The organism is Sinorhizobium sp. CB7 (assembly GCF_041357635.1).
In the GTDB taxonomy this organism is placed as follows: Bacteria; Pseudomonadota; Alphaproteobacteria; order Rhizobiales; family Rhizobiaceae; genus Rhizobium.
In genome coordinates this window covers 103705-124666 of record NZ_JAULLL010000018.1, presented here as the reverse complement: position 1 = coordinate 124666, position 20962 = coordinate 103705, and the positions used below count along the sequence as shown (strand labels likewise).

The 20962-nt window shown below is 60.0% G+C and carries 20 protein-coding genes; 11 read left to right on the top strand and 9 right to left on the bottom strand.

Going from position 1 to position 20962, the window contains the following annotated elements; genetic code table 11:
• Together AAE029_RS28125 and AAE029_RS28120 are read right to left on the bottom strand one after the other, a co-directional pair.
• The gene (locus AAE029_RS28125; RefSeq protein ID WP_371076205.1) at positions 1-963 is read right to left on the bottom strand and encodes a VOC family protein; all 963 of its coding nucleotides are present in this window, start codon (positions 961-963) and stop codon (positions 1-3) included.
• 21 nt (positions 964-984) lie between these two features.
• Positions 985-1719, bottom strand: a complete 735-nt coding sequence (locus tag AAE029_RS28120) for a PIG-L deacetylase family protein (protein ID WP_371076204.1) — start codon at positions 1717-1719, stop codon at positions 985-987.
• Between the two features lie 294 nt (positions 1720-2013).
• On the opposite strand from AAE029_RS28120, the gene AAE029_RS28115 reads away from it, so the two are divergent.
• From AAE029_RS28115 to AAE029_RS28065, 11 genes are all read left to right on the top strand, one after another.
• On the top strand, positions 2014-3744 hold the full coding sequence (locus AAE029_RS28115) for an ABC transporter substrate-binding protein (RefSeq protein ID WP_371076203.1): 1731 nt from the start codon (positions 2014-2016) through the stop codon (positions 3742-3744).
• Positions 3745-3852: 108 nt separating this feature from the next.
• The gene (locus tag AAE029_RS28110) at positions 3853-4734 is read left to right on the top strand and encodes a DUF1932 domain-containing protein (RefSeq protein ID WP_371076202.1); all 882 of its coding nucleotides are present in this window, start codon (positions 3853-3855) and stop codon (positions 4732-4734) included.
• On the top strand, positions 4731-5936 hold the full coding sequence (locus AAE029_RS28105; protein ID WP_371076201.1) for a LysR family transcriptional regulator: 1206 nt from the start codon (positions 4731-4733) through the stop codon (positions 5934-5936). The genes AAE029_RS28110 and AAE029_RS28105 overlap by 4 nt, the downstream gene beginning before the upstream one ends.
• Positions 5937-6051: 115 nt before the next feature.
• A complete protein-coding gene (locus tag AAE029_RS28100) occupies positions 6052-6978 on the top strand; it encodes a carbohydrate kinase family protein (RefSeq protein ID WP_371076200.1) in 927 nt (308 codons plus the stop codon).
• 78 nt (positions 6979-7056) lie between these two features.
• Positions 7057-7308 (top strand): CDP-diacylglycerol diphosphatase, encoded by a 252-nt coding sequence (locus AAE029_RS28095; RefSeq protein ID WP_371076199.1) that lies wholly within the window; start codon positions 7057-7059, stop codon positions 7306-7308.
• Complete coding sequence (locus AAE029_RS28090) at positions 7286-8407, top strand: ABC transporter substrate-binding protein (protein WP_371076198.1); 1122 nt, start codon at positions 7286-7288, stop codon at positions 8405-8407. Before AAE029_RS28095 ends, AAE029_RS28090 begins: the two co-directional genes overlap by 23 nt.
• A gap of 123 nt (positions 8408-8530) precedes the next feature.
• On the top strand, positions 8531-9400 hold the full coding sequence (locus AAE029_RS28085; RefSeq protein WP_371076197.1) for a carbohydrate ABC transporter permease: 870 nt from the start codon (positions 8531-8533) through the stop codon (positions 9398-9400).
• Positions 9390-10199 carry a carbohydrate ABC transporter permease gene (locus tag AAE029_RS28080; RefSeq protein ID WP_371076196.1) on the top strand — a complete coding sequence of 270 codons (810 nt, stop codon included), beginning with the start codon at positions 9390-9392 and terminating at the stop codon, positions 10197-10199. The genes AAE029_RS28085 and AAE029_RS28080 overlap by 11 nt, the downstream gene beginning before the upstream one ends.
• A 23-nt stretch (positions 10200-10222) precedes the next feature.
• Positions 10223-10969: a glycerophosphodiester phosphodiesterase family protein gene (locus AAE029_RS28075; protein WP_371076195.1), complete on the top strand. Its 747-nt coding sequence runs from the start codon at positions 10223-10225 to the stop codon at positions 10967-10969.
• Positions 10969-12000 carry an ABC transporter ATP-binding protein gene (locus AAE029_RS28070; RefSeq protein ID WP_371076194.1) on the top strand — a complete coding sequence of 344 codons (1032 nt, stop codon included), beginning with the start codon at positions 10969-10971 and terminating at the stop codon, positions 11998-12000. Before AAE029_RS28075 ends, AAE029_RS28070 begins: the two co-directional genes overlap by 1 nt.
• A gap of 76 nt (positions 12001-12076) precedes the next feature.
• Positions 12077-12964, top strand: coding sequence for a MurR/RpiR family transcriptional regulator (locus AAE029_RS28065; RefSeq protein WP_371076193.1), 888 nt, complete (start codon positions 12077-12079; stop codon positions 12962-12964).
• A gap of 26 nt (positions 12965-12990) precedes the next feature.
• Here AAE029_RS28065 and AAE029_RS28060 read toward each other — a convergent pair whose 3' ends face one another.
• The 7 genes from AAE029_RS28060 to AAE029_RS28030 all read right to left on the bottom strand — a co-directional run bounded on the left by AAE029_RS28060 (position 12991) and on the right by AAE029_RS28030 (position 20962).
• Positions 12991-13662 (bottom strand): Crp/Fnr family transcriptional regulator, encoded by a 672-nt coding sequence (locus tag AAE029_RS28060; protein ID WP_371076192.1) that lies wholly within the window; start codon positions 13660-13662, stop codon positions 12991-12993.
• Positions 13663-14574: 912 nt separating this feature from the next.
• Positions 14575-15456, bottom strand: coding sequence for an alpha/beta fold hydrolase (locus tag AAE029_RS28055; protein ID WP_371076191.1), 882 nt, complete (start codon positions 15454-15456; stop codon positions 14575-14577).
• A 521-nt stretch (positions 15457-15977) separates the two neighbouring features.
• Positions 15978-16562 carry a rhodanese-like domain-containing protein gene (locus tag AAE029_RS28050; RefSeq protein ID WP_371076190.1) on the bottom strand — a complete coding sequence of 195 codons (585 nt, stop codon included), beginning with the start codon at positions 16560-16562 and terminating at the stop codon, positions 15978-15980.
• 10 nt (positions 16563-16572) lie between these two features.
• On the bottom strand, positions 16573-17388 hold the full coding sequence (locus AAE029_RS28045; protein WP_371076234.1) for a quinoprotein dehydrogenase-associated SoxYZ-like carrier: 816 nt from the start codon (positions 17386-17388) through the stop codon (positions 16573-16575).
• A gap of 30 nt (positions 17389-17418) precedes the next feature.
• Positions 17419-18321 (bottom strand): quinoprotein relay system zinc metallohydrolase 2, encoded by a 903-nt coding sequence (locus tag AAE029_RS28040; protein ID WP_371076189.1) that lies wholly within the window; start codon positions 18319-18321, stop codon positions 17419-17421.
• A gap of 175 nt (positions 18322-18496) precedes the next feature.
• Positions 18497-19540, bottom strand: coding sequence for an L-idonate 5-dehydrogenase (locus tag AAE029_RS28035; RefSeq protein WP_371076188.1), 1044 nt, complete (start codon positions 19538-19540; stop codon positions 18497-18499).
• A gap of 9 nt (positions 19541-19549) precedes the next feature.
• The gene (locus tag AAE029_RS28030) at positions 19550-20962 is read right to left on the bottom strand and encodes a TRAP transporter large permease (protein WP_371076187.1); all 1413 of its coding nucleotides are present in this window, start codon (positions 20960-20962) and stop codon (positions 19550-19552) included.

The following is a 20962-nucleotide window of genomic DNA, read 5'->3' as shown; positions in this document are numbered from 1 at the left end:
TCAGCCTCCCTTTTCTTCGACCGGCGGAGTGCCGTGGGTATGGAAAGTCTCGATGGTCTTCAGCCCCCAGGCCTGTCCCTTCTTCCGCTCGGCCTCGGTCCATACGATCGGCTCCCAGTCGGGCGCCAGGATGAGACGCGCGCCGGCATTCGCGAGCTCGACGCGGTTGCCGGCGGGCTCCCACACATAGAGAAAGAAGGTACCCTGGATGGCGTGCTTATGCGGGCCGGTCTCTATATGGACGCCGTTCTCCAGGAAGATATCGGCGGCCCGGAGGATGTCCTCGCGCGTATCTGTTGCATAGGTGACGTGATGGAGGCGGGCGTTCCCGCCGCCATGCTCCTCGGTGCACGCGAGGTCATAGCCCTTGTTGTTGATGGTGAACCAGCAGCCCCCGAGCCTTCCGTTGTCAAGCTGGATCATCTCCGTGACTCTGGAGCCGAGGCACGTTTCCATGAACCGTCGGAACTCCGAGACGTCGGAAGCCAGAAGATTGAGATGGTCGAGGCGGCGGGGATGGCAGCCGCGTCCGTGATAGCGCTGCGCGATGTTCTTCAGAGCGGGCTTTTCGTCGTCGGGCGGGCTGTAACGGATCGTCTCGTAGTAGATCTCGAACATATGCCCGAAGGGATCCTCGAAGCGGAATGGCCGGCCATGGCCGAGATCGCCTTCGACCCAGCCGATGACCTTGTATCCGCTCGTCTCTATCGCCCTTACGCGCCTATCGAGCGCCTCGGGCGAGGAGGTGCGATAGGCAATGTGACCAACGCCGCTGGTGTGATGGCGAGTAAGCTTCAAGGTATGGAATTCGTAGTCGTCCCACGCCCTGAGATAGGCGGAGTTCTCGTCCTGTCCGGCAAGCGTCAGGCCGTAAACCCGCAGAAAGAAATCGAGACTTTCATCGAACTTGTTCGAATAGATCTCGACGTGCGCGAGGTGCGCGATGTCGAAACAGGGTTCCATTGATAATCCTCCCTCGGCCGATTACAGCTCGTCGACCGTCCGCGGAAAGACCGACTGAAAGCCTTCGGCGTACTTGGCGGCCCGTCCGCCCGACTGCCCACCGGAATTTCGCTGAAAATGATTGGCACGGTTCTGCGCGACACGGGTATAAAACTCCCAGAGGTGTTCCTGTCCTTCCATGCATTCGATTGCCGCGCGCTTCTTGTCCCACACCGGAGTGATGTCGAGGAAAAGATCCGGCTTCCAGCCCATCTGTTCGGTCTGATGTGGCTCGAAAAGATAGAGCTGCGGCGCTCCTAGAACCTTCTGTCCCGGGTTGTGGCCCCAGGCCTGCGCGATCATGCGCGCCTCGAGCGCAACTTGGGTCGCATACATGTGGTCCGTATTGTAGGGGTCATAGTGCGAATGGCTCAGCATGAACGCCGGCTGCACGTTCCTGATGACATCGACGAGGCGGTACTTGTCGTCGTCATTCAATCGCAAAGGATAATCGCCCAAGTCGAAGCTTATAAGGTCGTGGATTCCAAGTGCCTTTGCTGCCTTTTCGGACTCGGCCCGTCGCGCTGCCTTAACCTTTTCCAGCGTCATGCCCGGCTCCTTCCAGAGCTTCGCCGACTCGCCGCGTTCGCCAAAGGACAGGCACACGACAGTGACGTCGTAGCCCTTTTCCGCATGCAGGGCGATCGCTCCGCCGCAACGCCAGACAAAATCCGCCGCATGGGCACTGATGACGAGAGCCGTCTTCTTTTCAGTCATCGGGGTCTCCTTCCTGATTGGCGGCGATTTCAGTCTTCTGACCCCTGTTTGCCAATTTGGAATTCCGGCGAACCCAATAAGTTTTTGCTATAGCAAGATCCCGGCGTTCGAATATCCCAGCAATACTATAGCTTTTTCTTATACCTCCTCGACCATTTTGAAATGGGCATTTTGCCCGCTTCCGGACAGCTTATGCCATCGATCGGGCTCGGTCAGTTTCTGTCCAGAGCCGTTACGACAGGTACGCGACGTCTCTCCGGACACCCGATGGAGCCGTTGGTCCAGGGAGGAAGAATGCTGACCCTTCTGTTCGATGGGCTGGCCTACGGAATGCTGCTGTTCGTGCTTTCATGCGGGCTCGCAGTCACTCTGGGGCTCATGAATTTCATCAATCTGGCGCATGGCGCATTTGCCATGGCCGGCGGCTACGTCACCGTGACCCTGACGAACCGCTGGGGCGTGCCGTTCCTGCTGACGCTGCCGATCGCTTTCGTCGTGACGGCAGCCGTCGGGATCGTGCTTGAAAAGACGCTCTACGCACGGCTCTACGACAAGACCCACCTCGACCAGGTCCTGTTCTCGATCGGCATCGTATTCATTGCGGTCGCCGGGATCGATTATGTAATGGGTTCTCAGCAGCAGATTCTGAATCTTCCCGACTTTCTGCGGGGACGCGTCACCGTCCTTGGCGTCGGCATCGGGGTCTACCGCGCCTTTCTGATCGTCATGTGCGGGATCCTTGCGCTGATGCTTCAGATGGTGCTGGGTCGGACTCGTTTCGGCAGCAGGCTGCGCGCGTCGGTCGACGACCGTCGTGTCGCCCGCGGCGTCGGCATTCGCGTCAATACGGTCTTCGCCGTCACCTTTGCGGTGGGCTCGGGCCTTGCCGGTCTCGGGGGTGCGCTCGGCGCCGAAATCCTCGGGCTCGATCCGACCTTCCCGCTGAAGTTCATGGTGTACTTTCTCATCGTCGTTTCCGTTGGCGGGACGTCGAGCATGACGGGCCCTCTCGCAGCATCGGTTCTTCTCGGCGTCGCGGATGCGGCCGGCGGCAAGAAGGTCGAGTTCATCGTCAAGGACGACGGCAGCGTGCCGGACAATGCGCTGCGCATCTCGCAGGAGCTCGTGACAAGTGACAAGGTCTCGATTCTCACCGGATTCGGCAATACACCGACGGCGCTGTCGGTCGCCCAGTTGTCGAAGAGGGCGAAGATACCGCAGGTCATCATGGTGGCCGCGACTTCATCGATCATGAAGTCCTCCCCCTATATGCTGCGGACCTCGTGGACCATCCCCCAGGTCGCCAGCGTCATCGGTAAGTGGGCGCCTGAGAACGGAGCCAAGAAGTTCGTCAGCATCGTATCCGACTATGGTCCGGGCGCCGACGCCGAGGAATGGTTCTCCAGGACCCTCGAAACAAACGGCGGTACCGTGATCTCCAAGCTGAAGGTGCCGCTCGCAAATCCGGATTTCGCACCATTCCTGCAGCGCGCCGCGGACGAAAAACCAGAAGCCCTCTTCGTCTTCGTGCCCACGGGCGCCGGCGCCGCCTTCATGAAGCAGTTTGTCGAACGCGGCCTCGACAAGTCGGGCATCAAGGTCATCGCCATGGCCGACGTGACGGACGACGATCTCTTGAATAACATGGGCGATCCCGCCATCGGCGTCATCACCGGCGGCCCCTATTCCGCGAGCCACGACTCCCCTGAGAACAAGGCCTTCGTTGAAGCCTTCAAGAAGATCAACGATGGCATGCGTCCGAACATGGTGGCGGCTGCCGCCTGGGACGCTCTCGATCTCATATACAAGACGCTGGACAAGACAAAGGGCGATGCGAGCGGCAATGCCTTCGTCGATGCGGCCAAGGGTCTGCAGATCCAGAGCCCGCGTGGCCCGATCTCGATCGACCCCGAGACGCGTGACATCGTCCAGGACATCTATATGCGCAAGGTCGAGAAGGTTGACGGCGAGCTCTACAACACGGAGTTCCAGACCTACGACAAGGTCAAGGATCCCGCTCACTGAAGCTAGCCGGGCGGGAAAACGCAGTCATCCCGCCCGTTCCTGGTCTGATACGACAATCAACAGCCTTGCGCTGCATCACAAAGTCGAAATGAAAGGACGAAGACCATCATGTCGGCCATCGCGACCATCGGTTTCGGAGAAGCAGCGCAGGCATTTGTCGCCGGTTGGCTTTCCGAAGACACCTTCACCTGCGAACCGCTATCCACATTCGACATCAAAGTCCAAGAACCGCCGCACCGAGAGGCGCTTCTCCAGGCCTGCTCGCGCTTCGGCGTCCTTTGCGCGAAATCCCCGGGCGAGGCTTTGAAAGGCCATGACATCGTATTCAGCCTCGTCACGGCAAACCGCGCCTTCGAGGCGGCGGAACAGGCCGCAGAGTTCCTCGAAAGGGACGCCCTTTATCTCGATTGCAACTCCTGTTCGCCTGCGACGAAGGCGGCTGCCGCCCGGCTCGTCGAGGCGGCCGGGGCCGTCTACGTCGACGTTGCGGTAATGTCACCTGTCCAGCCCGCACGGCACCGCACCCCTCTGCTTGTCTCCGGCCCGTCCGTAGGCCGGGCGCAACTGGTTCTCGACGGCCTCGGCATGAATGCTCGCGCCGCCGGAGACCGGGTTGGCCAGGCATCCTCGATAAAAATGCTGCGCTCCGTCATGATCAAGGGACTGGAGGCGCTCACAGCCGAATGCATACTGGCAGCGCGCAAGGCCGGCGTTGAAAGGGATGTCCTCGCCTCGCTCCAGGCATCAGACCCCGGGATAGACTGGACCGCGCGCTCGGCTTACAACCTTGAACGCATGATGGTTCACGGAAAAAGGCGCGCAGCGGAAATGCAGGAGGTTGCCGCAACCCTGAGAGAGCTGGGATTGCCGGACCGAATGGCGCTGGCAACGGTCGACTGGCAGCAACAGGTCGGGAATTTCGATATCCGAACGTCGGAAACCTCCATGGAGGGACGCGCGGAATCCATCCTGGAGCGTTTCTCGAATTGAACCCATCCCAATCAGCAGAGCCAAAAGTACAACACAACCTGCGCCACCTGAGGGTCTTCCTGGCTGTCGTCGATACCAGTTCGGTAACCAAGGCGGCTGAGATCAGCCATCTTTCCCAGCCAGCCGTCACCCAGGCACTTTCAAAGATCGAGCGCGAGCTGCGAACGACGTTGTTTGCAAGGACACCGCAAGGACTTTTCGTCAACGCACAAGGCGAGGTTCTGGCACGGCGTGTCCGGCGGGCATTCGGCTACCTTGACCCTGCCCTCTTGGACCTCAGCCCTCGCCTGCGCATCGTGGCGACGACTTCGCAATTGGAGGCGCTGATCGCGGTGCGCGAATGTGAGAACTTCACCCTTGCGGCACGTCGGCTCGGCCTCGCGCAGCCGACCGTCCATCGCGCTGTGACGCAGCTTGAGCAGGAGGCGGCCCGGCCCCTGTTCGAGCGTACTTCCTACGGCATTGTGGCAACGAAAACCGCCCAGGCGCTGGCACAGGCTGCACGCCTTGCCTTTGCCGAGCTGGCCCAGGCAGAGGCAGACCTTGCGGAAACTCTTTCCGAGGAGGCGGGAAAGATCGTCATTGGAGCAATGCCCTTGTCACGGTCCTTCGTTCTTCCGAGGGCTATCGCTGAATTCAGAAAACTCCGCCCGAAGACCCCGATCCACGTTCTGGAGGGTCCCTATGCGGACCTCTTGGCCGGCCTCCGCCGAGGAGAGATTGACTTCCTGATCGGGGCGCTGCGCGACCCCGCGCCGATCGGCGATGTTGAGCAGCGAATTCTATTCACCGACACCCTGGTCGTGGTGGCCGGAAGCAGCCATCCCCTGGTGACCAAAAAGGACGTTTCGCTTGATGAACTCGCCTCTTACCCTTGGATCGTAGGGCAGCGCGGCACGCCCATCCGAGGTCATTTCGACGCGCTGTTTGCCGGTCTGGCTGGACGCCCGGCCAGCATCGTTGAATCCAGCTCCCTTATCCTGATGCGCGAGCTGTTGAATAAGACCGATCATCTTGGATGTATCTCTTACCTGCAAGCTCAGGCGGAGCTCTCTCGCGGTCTCCTGAAGGCGCTGCCGCTTGACCTGAGGCACACAGCAAGGCCGATCGGCCTCACGCTTCGCGCCAATTGGATGCCCACCGTCGCACAGGGGCAATTCTTGAGACTCGTATCCGAAGCCGGCGACGTATTACATCCGTAAGGACAAGCCGGCCGCTTGAAGCATGATGGTAATCTGGACGGCCCATGGAGTAATTGCGACGCAAGCAAAGATGACGGACTTGCGCAGCCATTCGGTGGTCGGATCCAGGAGCACGATGACGGATTGCACTTTCCACTGCCTCGGCCCTCTGATTCTAGACCGGATCGTCGAAGTTGATCGCCTGCCGGGCCAGGGTGAGAAAGCCTTTGTCCAGGCGAAGCGGGTAGCGCCCGGTGGACCATCGCGAAATGTTGCTGTCTCGTTGGCCCGCTGGGGCAACAAGGTCGACTTCCATAGTCGAGTAGGAGACGATGCGAGCGGACGAATGCTCATCGATAACCTGGCGACAGAGGGTATCGCTACGAGCGGTGTCGATATGGCCAAGAGCATGGAGACGACAACAAGCCTGGTTATCGTCGAGAGATCGGGCGAGACGGCGATCCTGATCGATCCAATCGAAGAGCGATGGCTTCAATCAATCGGTGGAAATCTTGGCGTAGAGACCGGTGATGTTGTCATCGCCAATTTCTTTCATCCGGGCGCGGTTTCGACTGCTTTCGCAAAAGCAGGGCGAAAGAGCGCGATGACGGTGCTCGATATCGAGTTGCCCGAGATCGTCCGATATGGGTGGGAAGCTGCGCTTTCGACCGGTCGCATGGCGGATCTGGTTGTCACGAACGCCCAGGTGATCGGCGCGTTTATCGATCAAACAGGATTTCAAGGATCTCCGGAAATGGCTGCAACGCACTTCGCGAGGCAATTATCCGGAATTGGTCGCCTGGTCTGCGTCACACTTGGATCCGCAGGAGTCGTCGCGCGCGATGGTGACCAGATTATTTCCATCCCCGCAATGAAGGTGGCAGCAAAGAATACGACCGGTGCCGGTGACGTATTCCTGGCTGCTTTCGTTCGCGCTCACACTAACGGTATCGGGCTTGCGCACGCGCTGCGGTTGGCGACGGCTGCGGCCGGTCTCTTCGTGGCCGGGGACTTTCCATCATGGCCAGAGGTTGAACTCCTTGGACGCTCCTTGTCTGATTGAACGCGGCAATTTGAGAAAACCGTGACGATCTGGACGTTTGATTTGTTCAGTCGTGCACATCCATAAGAGGATAACCGTGTGAAAATACTCCGGCTCGTCTCCATTGTGATCGTCGCGGCGGTGGCTGCGGGTGGCTTTATCTATGCGCGCGGCGACCGCGACGCACTCAAGAAAATCGTGCTCGATGACTGTCTGGCCGGCAGCCACGACACCTCACAATGCGCGCGCGTCGATCGCCAGGATGGCTTCGTCCTGCTGAAGGACAGAAAGGGATCGGCTCATTACCTGCTCATGCCCACGGTCCCGATTGCGGGAATCGAAAGCGGCTAATCCCGGCATCCATGTCGAGGGTGAATATGTCGGCGATTACAACGATATCGTTGCCAAGCTGCAGGCTGCCATCCCGGCCAAGCGCGCGCCTGATGCCGTCATCATGGAAGTCACCCGCTACGGCCTCTTTGCCGATCGCGGCGTGCTGATCGATTTGACGCCCTATTTCGACGCCGATCCGCTGAAGGCCGACCTTTACGACTATGCGCGTGAAGTGGGCGTCTATAACGGCAAGAACTATATCGTGCCGTTCAATTCCTCCACGCCAGTCCTTTACTACAACAAGGACATCTTCGCCCGCGCCGGCATCACCAATGAGCCGCCGCTCAAGACTTTCGACGACATCCTCGCCGTTTCCAAGACGATCACCGAAAAGCTGGGCTCCGAAGGCATCACCGGCATTGCCGCCCCGGGCCAGTTCGCCCGCTGGGGTCTTGTCATGTCCAACGACAGCGAGCTGATCGACTCCAAGACCAACGACATCCTGCTCGACTCCCGTAATACGATTGAGGCCTATCAGTGGATGGCCTCGCTGGTGCATGATCAGAAGGTCGCCTCCCCGGATGGTGTGACCGACGAGGATGTCGGCCGCGACGCCTTCCTCGCCGGCAAGGTCGGCATCATGCTGAATTCGACCGGGAACTATACCGGCTCGAAGAAGGCGCTCGGCGACAAGCTGGAAGTACACCCGATGCCCTGCAACAAGGTTTGCTCGGTTCCGATCGGCGGCGCCGGCATCGGCATCCTGTCGACCTCGAGCAAGGAGGTGGAGGACGCCGCCTACAAGTTCGTGAGTTACGCTGCCTCGCCCGAAGCCAATGCAATCTGGTTTGCCGCGACCGGCTACCTGCCGATCAACAAGAAGAGTGCTGCTCTGCCCGTTGCCGCCGAAGCCCTCGCCACCCAGCCGGGCATCGACGTTGCCATCAAGCAGCTCGACTTCGCCCACGGCCGTGCACGCCCGCCGGTCGTCACCTGGATGCGCACCACCGAGTACAAGATGTGGGAAGCCATGGCACTCGGCCAGCGCGGCGTCGAGGAGACGATGAAGGACTTCGCCGTCCAGACCCGCGAGGAAGCCAAGCGCGCGAACAACTAAGCTCCTCAATCAAAAAACTAGAGCGGGATGTTGCCCGAAAACCGCACACACTTTTCGACATCCCGCTCTGAATGGCAAGACGGCAGCTCCGCAACGGTCTGCCGTCGCAACCGATCCGGTCCCATGCTTCGCACCCTTACTCCCTACCTGCTCGTCGCGCCGCTGATCGTCTTCATGGCGGTCTTTACCTATATTCCCGTGATTGCGAGCGTGAACCTCAGCTTCCGGCACTGGGATTTCCTGTCGCCGAACATGCCCTTTGTGGGCTTCGAGAACTACCGCCTGCTGCTGGATTCCCGTGATTTCTGGAATTCGCTGCAGGTCACAGCGCTCTTTGCGTTGATTTCCGTGCCGGTGAGGCTCGGGCTGGCGCTGGCGGTCGCAAGCTATCTCACTCGGGAGACCCTGCCCTCGCGGCTCTTGCGCGGAGCGCTGTTCCTGCCCTCGGTCACCTCCACCGTATCCATCGCCGTCGTCTTCTCCTGGGTCTTCGCGACCGACTACGGCATGGTCAACGCCGCCCTCACATGGCTGGGTCTCGGCAAGGTGCAGTGGCTGCAGGACCCGCAGCTTGCCCTCTGGGTACTGATCTTCGTCAACACCTGGAAACAACTCGGCTATGATATCGTCATCTATATCGCCGGCCTGCAGGCCGTGCCGCAGGAACTCTACGATGCCGCAGCCGTCGATGGCGGCCGGCGCTTCCATGTGTTCCGCCGGGTGACGGTGCCGCTCGTCATGCCAACCACCTATTTCCTGCTTGTGATTTCGGTCATCGAGGCCTTCCAGGTGTTCACCATCGTCAATGTCATGACCCACGGTGGTCCCGCTGGTGCCACCGATATGCTCGTCAACCTGCTCTATCGCGTCGGCTTCACTCTTTTCGACATCGGCAGAGGTTCGGCGCTCGCCGTCCTGCTCTTCGTCTTCCTGATTGCGCTGGCGCTGATCAAGTCCCGCGTCATTGGCCGGAGGGTTCATTATGAGGCATGAAACCCCCATAGTCGCCGGCCTGGCGCTGCTGGCGGGGCTCACCTTCCTGTCGCCCGTGCTTTACTCCATCTGGATGTCCTTCCAGACCGCGCACGCCTATTACACCGGCGGCCTCGACTTCACGCTCGACAACTATGTCCGCGCGGTCGCTGAGTATAATTTCGCCCGCTATCTCCTGAACAGCATCATCGTCTCGGGCCTCGTAACGCTCCTCGGCATCGCGGTCGCAACCATGGCCGCCTTCGCCTTCGCCAGGTATCGGTTCCGCGGCGGCAATCTGCTGTTCGGCGCGACCGTGGCGACGTTGATGATCCCGAGCCATATCAGCCTCATCCCGAACTACCTGACGCTTGCCAAGGCCGGTCTGCTCGACACCTATGCCGGTCTGATCCTGCCGGCCATATCCAACGGTTTCGCCGCCTTTTTCCTGCGCCAGTACATCAGGGGCATCCCGAAGGCGCTGGACGAGGCAGCCTATATGGACGGCGCAACGCCGCTGCAGGTGCTGTGGCGGGTGATCGTACCGATCGCGCGACCGGCCATTTTCTCCATGGGGCTCTATATCTTCATCACCGAGTGGAACAATTACATCTGGCCGCTGGTCGCCGTTGGCAAGGAAGACCTCTACACGTTGCAGATCGGGCTCGCCCGCCTTTACCGCATCAATCCCGGCGAAGGACTGGTCGACTGGCCGCTGGTAATGGCCGCTTCGACGATCACGATCCTGCCGGTCCTCCTGGGCTTTCTGCTCGTCGAGCGGCATCTCGTGCGCGGCATCACCATGGGTGCGCTCAAGTAATTCGAGAAAAGGACAAACATAGAATGACACGCATCGCTTCACATCGCGGCGGCACTTTGGAATTCGGCGACAGCACGCCGCAAGGCTTCGCTGCAACGGCGAAAATGCCTCTGGAAGAGGTGGAATTCGACGTCCATCCGACCGCCGACGGGGCGATCATGGTGCATCACGATCCCACTCTCGACGGCACCACGGACCGCAGCGGTGCGATCGCCGCGATGACGGAAGCCGAAGTGCGCGCGGCCGTCATCAACTATGGCGCCGGCGGGAACCCGATCTCGCTCAACGAACTCTGCGCCATGTTCCTCGACAGCAAGGTCGACTTCCGATGCGAGATCAAACCCGGAGCCGACGGCCGCCCCTATCCGGATTTCGTGCCGCGGGTCGTTAAGCTCCTCGCCCGTTGCGGAATGTTGGAGCGGACCACCTTCTCCTCCTTCCTCGTCGAGTCGCTGGACGCGCTCGCCGCTGCAACCGACCGGCCGAGGCTCTGGCTCGTCAGCCCACCGGTGCTGCGCCAGCTCGGAACGACAGCCGTGCTTGAGCTGGCGCATGCCCACAAGATCCCCGAGATCGGCGTGCATGTGGATACGGCTGATGCCACGCTGACGGCGATGGCACGGGACGCCGGCATCGATTTTGGATGCTGGGCGGCGCATACCGCGGTGCAGATCGAAAAAGCACTCACCCTCGGTGTGAAAGTCTTCACCACCGATCGGCCGAGCCTTGCAATTTCGATACGTGACCGTCACCGCGGGGAGACCAACTGATGAGCGGGATTATCCTTCGCGACATCCGCAAGTCCTATCCTGGCGGGCCCGAAGTTCTGCATGGCGTTTCGATGGATATCAGGCCCGGCGAATTCGTCGTCATCGTCGGTCCGTCCGGCTGCGGCAAATCCACCCTGCTGCGCCTCATCGCCGGCCTCGAACGCTGCGAGCAGGGCGACATCGAGATCGCCGGCAAGCGGGCGAACGCCCTCGCACCCCAGGACCGCGATATCGCGATGATCTTCCAGAACTATGCGCTCTACCCGCACATGACGGTGCGCCAGAACATCGCTTTTGGTCTGGAACTGCGCGGTGTGCCGAAGACCGAGCGCAATGCGCGCGCCGAAAGCGTGGCAAAGACATTGCAGCTCGAAGCCTATCTCGACCGCAAGCCAGGCGCGCTTTCGGGCGGCCAGCGGCAGCGCGTGGCGATGGGGCGCGCCATGGCGCGCAACAGCTCGACCTTCCTGATGGACGAGCCGCTCTCGAATCTCGACAATGCGCTCCGCGTCGCGATGCGCACCGAAATCAAGGAGCTGCACCGCCAGCTCGGCGCTACCATCGTCTACGTCACCCACGACCAGACCGAGGCCCTGTCACTCGCCGACAGGATCGCCGTGATGAAGGATGGCGATCTCCTGCAATTCGACACGCCGGAGGCAATCTACGACCAGCCGCAGAACCGTTTTGTCGCGGGCTTCCTCGGTGTTCCGCCCATGAATTTCTTGCCGGTCGAACACCTGCCTGACTGGCAGGGCAGACAAGGCCTGCTTGCTGGTCTGCGGCCGGAATTCTTGTCCATCTGCGCCGAAAGACCGCATGAATCGGCGCTGCCTGTCAGGCTCATGCTGTCGGAAATGACCGGCTCCGAGATCATCCTGCATTGCGACAGCCCGGCTGGCCGCATTACGTTGACCAGTGCGCGTAAGGATGTGCCGCGCGATGCCGGCAGCTTATGGGTAGCATACGATCTTGACCGGGCTGTGTTTTTCGATAACCAGAGCGGCAACCGCGTCGATCTTTCATCCTGATGTGATGGAATTCAGAGGCCGGCGAGCGGGCGCCGAGTTTTCGCGAAAAGCGACATCGACAAGTGCAAAGAGTGTCATGGACAGGCAAAGTGAAATTCCGCAGCTTCTCGGCGATCTTATCAGCCGCAATTCGACGAGACTGACGGAGGCGGACACACGGCTCCTGGATGTACTGATGCAGGACCCGATACGCGCGGCAATGGAAAACGGCAAGGCAGTCTCCTTCCGCGCCGGCGTGCATCCGGCCTCGGCGGTACGGCTGGCGCGACGCCTCGGTTTCAAGGGCTATCCTGAATTGAGGAGCTTCCTCCAGGCCAATCTGATGGAAGGCGGCGGTGATTTTGAAAACCCGGCAGCCCGCATGGCGGCCCGCCTTGTTCGCGCAGAGGAAGGCGGGCTTTTGGCCTCGGTGCTCGATAGCGAGATCGCGGCTCTCCAGCAGGTTCGCAACAGCGTTTCCGACGCCGACATTCGCGCCTTCTCCGAAAGCCTGCGCGGTTGCCGACGGGTTTTCGTGTTCGGACGCGGCCATTCCGCAGCGCTATCCTCGCTGATCGCGCTGCGGCTGAACCGCTCGGGCTATGAGGCTGTCGATCTTGCCAGCCAGATGCACCAATTGGCCGAGGTTCTGACGACACTCTCGCAGGATGATGTCCTCTGGCTGCTCGCCTTCCGCAGGGCATCGCCACTCATCCATGAAGTGCGCAAGATCGCCGCCCAGAGAGGCGCTAAAACGCTTGCGCTAACGGACCTGCGCAGCGCACGCATGGATCCAGCGCCCGATCACCAGATTTCGGTCTCCCGCGGCGAAGCCGGGGAGTCCCAATCGCTCGTTGTGCCCATGACGATTGCCAATGCCGTGATCCTCGATCTTGCCGCTATCGATGACGGCCGCTCGCTGCGTGCACTTGGATCTTTCAAGTCCTTCCGGGCGACGTGTGGTCTGTCGCAGGCGCTCCTATGAATGCCAATGGGCACGGTGAGCCCCGCTTACTCCTCCTGCGTAATCAGCGCTTCGAGCGCAGCAAGATCACGAAAGATGAGCCTGCTGCCGTCCCGCGCGATCAGGCCGCACTTGGTGAAAGTGCTCATCTCCCGTGAGACCGCCTCTCTATGGGTGCTGATCGTCGCCGCAAGCTCAAAATGCGTTGGCGCCGGGCATATGGAGACTTGGCCGTCGACCTGTTCCAGGTCCTTCGCCCGGCGAAGCAACTCCAAAATGAGACGTTCGCGCACGAACAGCGTGCTGAACTCGTAGACACGGCTGGTCAGTCGCCTGACCAATGCCGACAGATGCTGAAGCAGGGCCCAGGCAAAGACAGGATGACTGACGACAAGATCTCGGAACGCCGCCTGCGACAGCCGCGCCGCGCGCGTTGGCTCCAGAGCTACGACGCTGGCTGAACGCGCCATTCCGTCTATGCCCGCTAATTCTCCGAAAATGTCGCCAGGCCCGATGTCGCCATACGAAACCTCCCGCCCATTCTCCGAGTAAAGGGTGACGCGGGCGCGTCCCTCTTGAATGAAGAAGACATCACGCGATGCGTCGCCATGCGCAATCATCAATTCGTCTTGCTGATAGCTGCGCAAGGCCCATTGCTTCGCCAGCGCGGCAAGCGCTGCATCATCCAACCTCGACAGAAAAGAAAGGGACGCGGTCATGGTCGTATTCTTCCGTTTGGTCGAATGTACTTCTTTCCTCTCTTCCGGCAAAAGAAAAATGAAGTCGCACCAGGGCGTATTGACCGACAGCTCTGCGAATATTTGGCTTCTTACTGCCTGTTTCCCTAAATCGGAACCGATTTAAGGATAAAAACATGCAACAAGTCAAAGTGCTACAGCGTCCTTTGTGCGTCTCGAAAAGGCGCACGGCACTGTAGAGTTTCTTTCCTTGGCTGTGTGAATTCTCACAAACGAAGAAACCCACCTCTGTTATCGTTGTCATGGGTTGAGCACGTCTGGAGAAATACGGTTGGGGAGGTGCACCATGTACAGGTATGTAGCTTTTGCAATGCTGTGCGGAATCGCGAGTTTTGCCTTCGCCGATGAACTCCATCCTTTTATAGTGGGACTGTCGATGTCGGCGCTTATCACGGCGTCATGTATTACCTGCAATCCGATGACGGCTATCAAGTGGTTACCACGATCGCAGAGTGCGAGACGGGACCGCAAAATCTCCCGCGCACACGGTAAGCTTCTCGTCGGAAAGATCGAATCCAGGCCGGAAGTCGCGCATATTGGCAGGTGAATCTAAGTCCATGCCGCACGGCGGCGAAGGCCATATCGAGGAGCGATACCACCGATAAGGATGGCGTCCTAAAGACGCCGATGGGCGATGCCTGGGGGACCTGGCGGGCACGCCCAACAGTCAGCCCGCGACGAAGTCTGTCATTGGTAATGGCCGTTGTCTTTCGTGCCCATCGCCGCGGGCTGACTACTCACCGATGATCTAAGGTTTTTTTGACAATGGCGGAGGCGGCCCGTGATGAAAGCGCGGCAGTATCGTTGTGACCGGAACCCGCCGTTTGACGCTCGACTTGGTAGATCATCCACACAATTCACGCTGCCGTCGCGTCAGGTCGTTGGCTTGCCGGGCGGGTGAACTCGGCCAAGAAAGTCACGGACGAATGAGAGCACCTCATCGAGGTTGGTCTCCAGAAGCCAATGACCGCCATCCAGCAGATGCAGTTCGGCGTCGGGGAGATCGCGGAGATAGGCACGCGCCGACTTCTCCGGCATGTACCCGTCCTGAGGTCCCCATAAGATCAGTGTCGGCGGACGGTGCTTGGCAAGGTAGTTCCGATGTTGCGGAAACCAGGCGCGGTTCTCTTTCAGGCCCGCGATCAGGTCAATCGCAACCTCCTTGCGCTTCGGCGTCATCAACGACCAATGCAGCTTCCAGAGATCGGGAGGAATCCGCTGGGCGAGCTCAGGCCTCACGTCATTCAGAAACTCCTCCATGAATGTCTCCTCTTTGATCGCCTCCGCCAATTTCCCCCTCATGTCGGACCGGGGCAGCCGCCAGGTCTTCTCGATCTCGGCATATTTCGATCCCAGCGCATCTTCGTAGGGAATATCTCCATTCTGGATGATGAGCGCTACGATGCGCTCCGGCGCTTTGATAGCCAGCCGCGCGCCAATGGGAGATCCGAAGTCATGCAGATAAAGGGCGAAGCGCTCCACGCCGACCGTCTTCACGAAGCCGTCCAGAAAGTCGGCATAGCCGTCGAAGCTGTAGTCGAAGTCTTCCGGTGTCGCACTGTAGCCGGCGCCGGGGAAGTCCGGCGCAAGCAGCCGCCAGCGATCTGCCAACCCTGGCATGAGATTGCGGAATCCGTACGAGGAGCATGGATAGCCGTGCGGCAACAGCACCACGGGTGCGCTTTCAAGCCCTGCCTCGCGATAAAAGATATCGATGCCGTTGACGGTCACATATCTATGGATCGTTGGTTGCATGGTGTACCTTTCGGCCGCTCAATTCCTGAAGATTGATCTTCAAACCCCTCGAACATCCGTTGGTTCCCTGTGATCCGGCAACGGCGCACCGGCGGCGATGATGTCGTCAGCACAAGGCGCGCGGCTGCCATGCTGCCGGCCCGGGCAGCCAACACCGACCGGGTTCTTACCCCAGAAGTCGATCTTTCAGGAGAAGCTCAAAACAGCGCCCTGCGTCTTATCAGACGCACAAAGGTAGCTGTAGCACTTTGAATTGCTGCATCTTTTATCCTTAAATCCATCCCGATTTAAGGAAACATGCAGCAGTCGCGGTAGCCTTGACGTTCCGGCAACTGCCCTCAGGCAGCTTCGCGCCCACCAACCGGCACCGGAAGCAACTTGCCTCCTTCGGCGTGGGCGCGATCGACCGCCGCCCCGCGGCCTTTGACCGGCAGAGGTTTCTTTCAGACTCAAATTGCGCAGATGCGCACGCCAAGTGCCCGCAATGGCAGGCTGGCGGACGGTTGAAGCAACTCTTGTAGCTATTTCGCCTGTTCTGCGCGCCAAGCCCCATCTGGCTTGACTTCCACCGTCTCGTGCACCTCCTGCCAACGGTTGATGCCACCAGGGAACCAATAAACACCGGTATAGCCCTTCATTACCAACCGTTTGCCGGCGTTCCAACTACCCCAGCACTCGGGCCGGCAGAAGGTGACGATGGGCTTTGAGCTGTCGCCATGTGTCAGTTCTTCCACGCGACGAAAAAACGTTTCCTCTTGCGCCGCCTCGAAGGACGCTGCTCCAGCGCCCGGAAGCCACACCGCGCCCGGGATGGAGCGATGGGTCGGCAGCCAAAGCCGATCCTGAGGAAAATCCTCCGGCTTCTTGTCGGCGGGGCCTACATCGAGAAGCACCGGTTTTTTCTGTATGAGCGCCTCAAGGCCTGCCAGATCGATGACGACGGCACCTCCGAGCGTCTTCGGCGTCTCCCCTCGCATCGGTCCGGTCCATAAGCCATCCGGCTCCTGCACTTCGGCCCAGGACAGTTGCGTGCCTGAGGCGGTCAGGAACAACGCAATCGCGAGTGAGATGGCAGCCCTCAGCAAGGTTCCAATCCGGCCAGACATGCCCACACCTTCAGTTCGTGGCCGGAGGCACCTTGAAACTCTGCTCCCAGTGGCCTCCCTTGGTGTCGGACGCGATCACCTTCATCGGCCCGTCGCCAGCCGGCACGAAATTAAAGCCGATTGCGGGATTTGTGGACATGGAAATATCGCCCGAGATCTCAAGGACGGTCTCGTCTCCATAGGAGACAGTCACCTTGTCGATGTAACGCGCAGGCGTGTAAAGTCGGGTAAGTTGGTTCATCTGCATTCCATTGAAATTCGGATGGCGGATCATTAGCGTTGCCTCGGCAGGTTTGCCTTCCTGCATGCTCTCCGCGAATTTCATCCTCATTTCCCCCATCCCCTTCATCGCTTCCGCGTCACTCGGTCCAGAAGGGGCCGAGCAGCCGCCTGATGCCTTTACGAAGGCGGCAGTCGAAAACAGCTTGCCGTCTTTCGTTTCGGCAACGGCGTGAACGTTGGTGTAGGTGTCGATCCGCACGCGCAGTTGCAGCGTGCCAGGATCCGCGGCCGACCCGAAGGTAACGTGAGCGGCAAGCGGCGCGGGGTTGTCATCGATCACAAGATAGACCGATTTGATCTTGTCCTTCTCCGGCATCGTCAGGGTGATCGGCACGAGCGCAGCATCCTGCGCGCGCTTTGGCGCATCAATCTTGATCAATGAGTCGGTCGGGAGAACCTCCCGGTCGTCGAAGAGGTAATCGGCAATCAACTGCCAGCGCTCCTCCCGCTGGGCATCAGCCGGAGAGGAACCTGCAGCGGAAACCGGCCCAGCGCAGATCGCCGTAACCAAAGCAGCCCCGAAGGCCGATCGCAGTATCTGCATCATGTTCTCCTCCTTGCTCCATCCCGTACACTACTCCCATTCAAGCTCCTTGTAAGCTTGAATGACGTTGCGGCCGTTATAGTCATCGAACAGCGTCCAGCCTTCGCCTTCTCCCGCGGCGACGATTCGGCTGGCCTCGTCTATCCCGAGGCCCTGCGCTATCGCCCTGCGTGTTTCATCGCGTAGAACCGTGAGATAGCGCATCTGTTTTGCCATGGCCGGTCCGAAGTCCACGATCGCCGGCCCATGACCCGGCACTGCACGGGCAGCACCGATGCCTTTGAGCCGCTCGGCTTCGTTCAACCATCCAGGCAGGCTTCCATCCAGCGAGGGGACGCGATCGACGAACAGCAAATCCGCTGCAAACAGCGTTCCCGTTGAGGTATCAAACATTGACAGATCACAATCGGTGTGTGCGGTGTCGTGCGCGGTAAGCCGGACAATACGGTCTCCGAGATCAACTTCGGCGACATCTTCTATCTCCCGTGTGGGATATACGATGCCACCCACGCTCTCTGCTCCGAGAATCTCGACGAGACGCTGGCGATAATAGCTCCCCCGGGCATCAAGCGCAGGTCTCAGAGCGTGATGACCAATAAATTCCGGCTGTCCTTCAGCAAAGGCGGCAGCACCAAAGCAATGATCGGGATGGACGTGGCTTATCACAACATACCGAATCGGTTTGCCGGTCCGCTTCCTGATTTCTGAGTGGAGCCATTGCCCGTCTGCTAAACTACCTCCGGGATCGATCACCAGCACGCTGTCGCGTCCGATGATGAAGCCTATGTTGGCAATGCCATCCTTGTTGGCCGGCGTCGCTTCCTCGTGCGGTCCCTCACGAACGAAGATTCCGTTCCCGACTTCTTTCAGCGAAAAAGATTCTATGGCAAAGCCACGCCTCGGCAGGCAACACAGACAGAGACCGAGCGCCAAGGCTTCACGCCGCCTGAAGCGAAGGCTATCGGCGGACCGTCCCGCATAATCGATCCAATTGAGCTCATCAATCGACATGCCCGAGGCTAGCACGTTTCGCCTTGCCCCGGTAGGATCGCATATCGGGGCGGGCTCGACGGCCAGGTTCCTTCATTCAAGGCCCCAGGCGAGGCCTTCAAACCAGAAATGTCAGTTGCACCTTGCAGGCCGCGGAGCGGTCGCCCGCCATGTCGAAAGCGGAAATCACATCTGTAATCGGAAATGTATGGGAGATGATCGGCCTGACATCGATCGTTTGTGACAAAATGAGTTTGACCGCCAGCGCGAATTCCGTGTCGAAGCGCTGCGAGCCGACCCAGTGCAGCTCCTTGCCGACCAGCGCGTTCACAGGAACCGTGAGGTCGCCGGTTACGCCGACCTGCACGATCGTGCCGCGCGGCCGGACGACAGCAATCGCATTGCGGACAGCCGAAGCGGCCGCCGAACATTCGAAGGCAACATCGAACTGGCCCTTATCCGCCTCAAGAGCCGAAAGCGCGCCGGCGTCCTTTAGAACGTTGATCGTCCGGCTCGCTCCCATGGCTGCGGCTCGTTCAAGTGCTGCCTCCGTGAGATCCGTGGCGATAATTTCCGCGGCGCCTGCATATCGAGCCGCCGCGATCACCAGACAGCCGATCGGTCCGGCTCCCGTCACCAGCACGCGCTTGCCGGAAAGATCGCCGGCCCGGGCGGCGGCATGCAGGCAGACCGCCAGAGGTTCGGCGCAGGCCGCTTCGCCGGCGCTGACCAGGTCACCTGCCGGCAGGCACTGGATCGCCGGCACGACAAGATAGTCGCGAAACATGCCCTGCGCATGGGGCAGGCGCATAGCGCTGCCCATAAACTGCATGTTCAAGCAGTGAATTGGCAAGCCCTCGGTGCAGAAGCGGCAACGACCACACGGCTGGCTTGGATTGATCGAGACCAGTTGTCCCGGCTTCAGGCCGGTTACACCGGAGCCAAGGGCCTCCACATATCCTGCGGCCTCATGGCCTGGAATGATCGGTTCCCGCACCCGGACAGGTCCGAAGCCGCCGTCCTGATAATAGTGCAAATCGGAGCCGCAGATGCCGCCGGCAGCCATCTTCAGCAACACCTCGCCGTCGCCGGGGGCTGCCACCGCCCCCTCCTCGATCTTGAGGTCCCCCTGCCCGTAAAGTCTGGCAAAACGTGTCCGCACGCCCGTTCCTCAGTTACCTCGGATCAGTCCAAGTTCCATGGGCAGCCAGAGAGTGACCGCTGGAATGAAGGTGATCAGGATCAAAGCGATGAACAATGGCGCCAACCACGGCAGGATCGCCATCGTCGTGCGCTCCACCGACAGTCTGGCGACGCGCGACAGCACGAAGAGCACCATGCCGAGCGGCGGATGGAGAAGCCCGATCATCAGGTTCAGCGTCATGATCAATCCGAAATGCACCGGATCGATGCCGAACTTGGCAACGATCGGCAGCAGGATCGGCACAAGGATGGTGATGGCGGCGATCGTATCCAGGAAACAACCGACGAAGAGCATCAGCAGGTTCACGAGGATCAGGAAAACCCATTTGTTATCGGTGATCGACAGGATGGCATCGGACAAGAGTTGCGCAGCCTGACTGACGGTCAGCAGCCAGGCGAAGATCGAGGCGGCGGTGACGATAAAGAGAACAGAAGCCGTTGTTTCGATCGTGTCGAACGTTGCGCGGGTGAGTGTTGAAAGCGTCATCGTACGATAGCGCACGAGCCCCAGAAACAGCGACCAGAGCACGGCGGCGACCGCCGCCTCGGTGGGGGTGAACCAGCCCATCGTCATACCCCCGATCAGGATGACAGGCGTCATCAGCGCCATGACGGCAGAGAAATCGAAAAACCAGTCAAGCGCCAGCAGAACCGCCAGCGCAATTCCGACTGCCAGATTCATGGAAAGGCCGGCCATCATCAGCAGATAGATCAGCACCGGGATTCCAAGGACCACCACCACTTCCAGTGATGCCGACCCGAGCTGGCGAAGATCGAACGGCGCATCGGATCCCCAGCCCCTGACATAGGCGAAGACGGCGACCGTCACCATCATCAGAAAGGTCATGACGACGCCGGGCAGAATGCCGGCCATAAACAGCGCGCCGATCGAGACATTCGCCATCATGCCGTAGATGACAAAGGGCAAGGATGGCGGAAAGATAGGTCCGAGCGTTGCCGAGGCGGCAGTTACACCGACTGCCGCTTCAACGGGGTAGCCATGGTCCTTCATGGCCTTGATTTCGATGGTGCCGATGCCGGCGGCATCAGCAAGTGCCGTTCCGGACATGCCGGAGAAGATCACCGAACCGATAATGTTAACCTGAGCGAGGCCGCCCTTCATCCAGCCGACCAGCGAGACGGCGAAGGAGTAGATGCGTCCGGTGACACCGGCGGAATTCATGAGATTGCCGGCGAGGATGAAGAACGGCACGGCGAGAAGCGGAAAGCTCTCAACACCCGCGATCATCCGCTGGGCGGCGATGATATCGGGCGCCACGCCATAAAGGATCAGATAGAGGACCGAGGCCACCGCCATCGAGATAGCGACCGGCACCCCAATGAGCATCAGGGCAAGGAAGGAACCAACGAGCAGCCACAT

What these genes read in the sequence shown, in the direction of transcription:
- AAE029_RS28050 (WP_371076190.1), bottom strand. Translation starts at nt 16,562, where the DNA reads ATGTCTGGCCGGATTGGAACCTTGCTGAGGGCTGCCATCTCACTCGCG.
- AAE029_RS28110 (WP_371076202.1), top strand. Translation starts at nt 3,853, where the DNA reads ATGTCGGCCATCGCGACCATCGGTTTCGGAGAAGCAGCGCAGGCATTT.
- AAE029_RS28100 (WP_371076200.1), top strand. Translation starts at nt 6,052, where the DNA reads ATGACGGATTGCACTTTCCACTGCCTCGGCCCTCTGATTCTAGACCGG.
- AAE029_RS28070 (WP_371076194.1), top strand. Translation starts at nt 10,969, where the DNA reads ATGAGCGGGATTATCCTTCGCGACATCCGCAAGTCCTATCCTGGCGGG.
- AAE029_RS28055 (WP_371076191.1), bottom strand. Translation starts at nt 15,456, where the DNA reads ATGCAACCAACGATCCATAGATATGTGACCGTCAACGGCATCGATATC.
- AAE029_RS28080 (WP_371076196.1), top strand. Translation starts at nt 9,390, where the DNA reads ATGAGGCATGAAACCCCCATAGTCGCCGGCCTGGCGCTGCTGGCGGGG.
- AAE029_RS28115 (WP_371076203.1), top strand. Translation starts at nt 2,014, where the DNA reads ATGCTGACCCTTCTGTTCGATGGGCTGGCCTACGGAATGCTGCTGTTC.
- AAE029_RS28060 (WP_371076192.1), bottom strand. Translation starts at nt 13,662, where the DNA reads ATGACCGCGTCCCTTTCTTTTCTGTCGAGGTTGGATGATGCAGCGCTT.
- AAE029_RS28120 (WP_371076204.1), bottom strand. Translation starts at nt 1,719, where the DNA reads ATGACTGAAAAGAAGACGGCTCTCGTCATCAGTGCCCATGCGGCGGAT.
- AAE029_RS28085 (WP_371076197.1), top strand. Translation starts at nt 8,531, where the DNA reads ATGCTTCGCACCCTTACTCCCTACCTGCTCGTCGCGCCGCTGATCGTC.
- AAE029_RS28075 (WP_371076195.1), top strand. Translation starts at nt 10,223, where the DNA reads ATGACACGCATCGCTTCACATCGCGGCGGCACTTTGGAATTCGGCGAC.
- AAE029_RS28065 (WP_371076193.1), top strand. Translation starts at nt 12,077, where the DNA reads ATGGACAGGCAAAGTGAAATTCCGCAGCTTCTCGGCGATCTTATCAGC.
- AAE029_RS28030 (WP_371076187.1), bottom strand. Translation starts at nt 20,962, where the DNA reads ATGTGGCTGCTCGTTGGTTCCTTCCTTGCCCTGATGCTCATTGGGGTG.
- AAE029_RS28125 (WP_371076205.1), bottom strand. Translation starts at nt 963, where the DNA reads ATGGAACCCTGTTTCGACATCGCGCACCTCGCGCACGTCGAGATCTAT.
- AAE029_RS28045 (WP_371076234.1), bottom strand. Translation starts at nt 17,388, where the DNA reads ATGCAGATACTGCGATCGGCCTTCGGGGCTGCTTTGGTTACGGCGATC.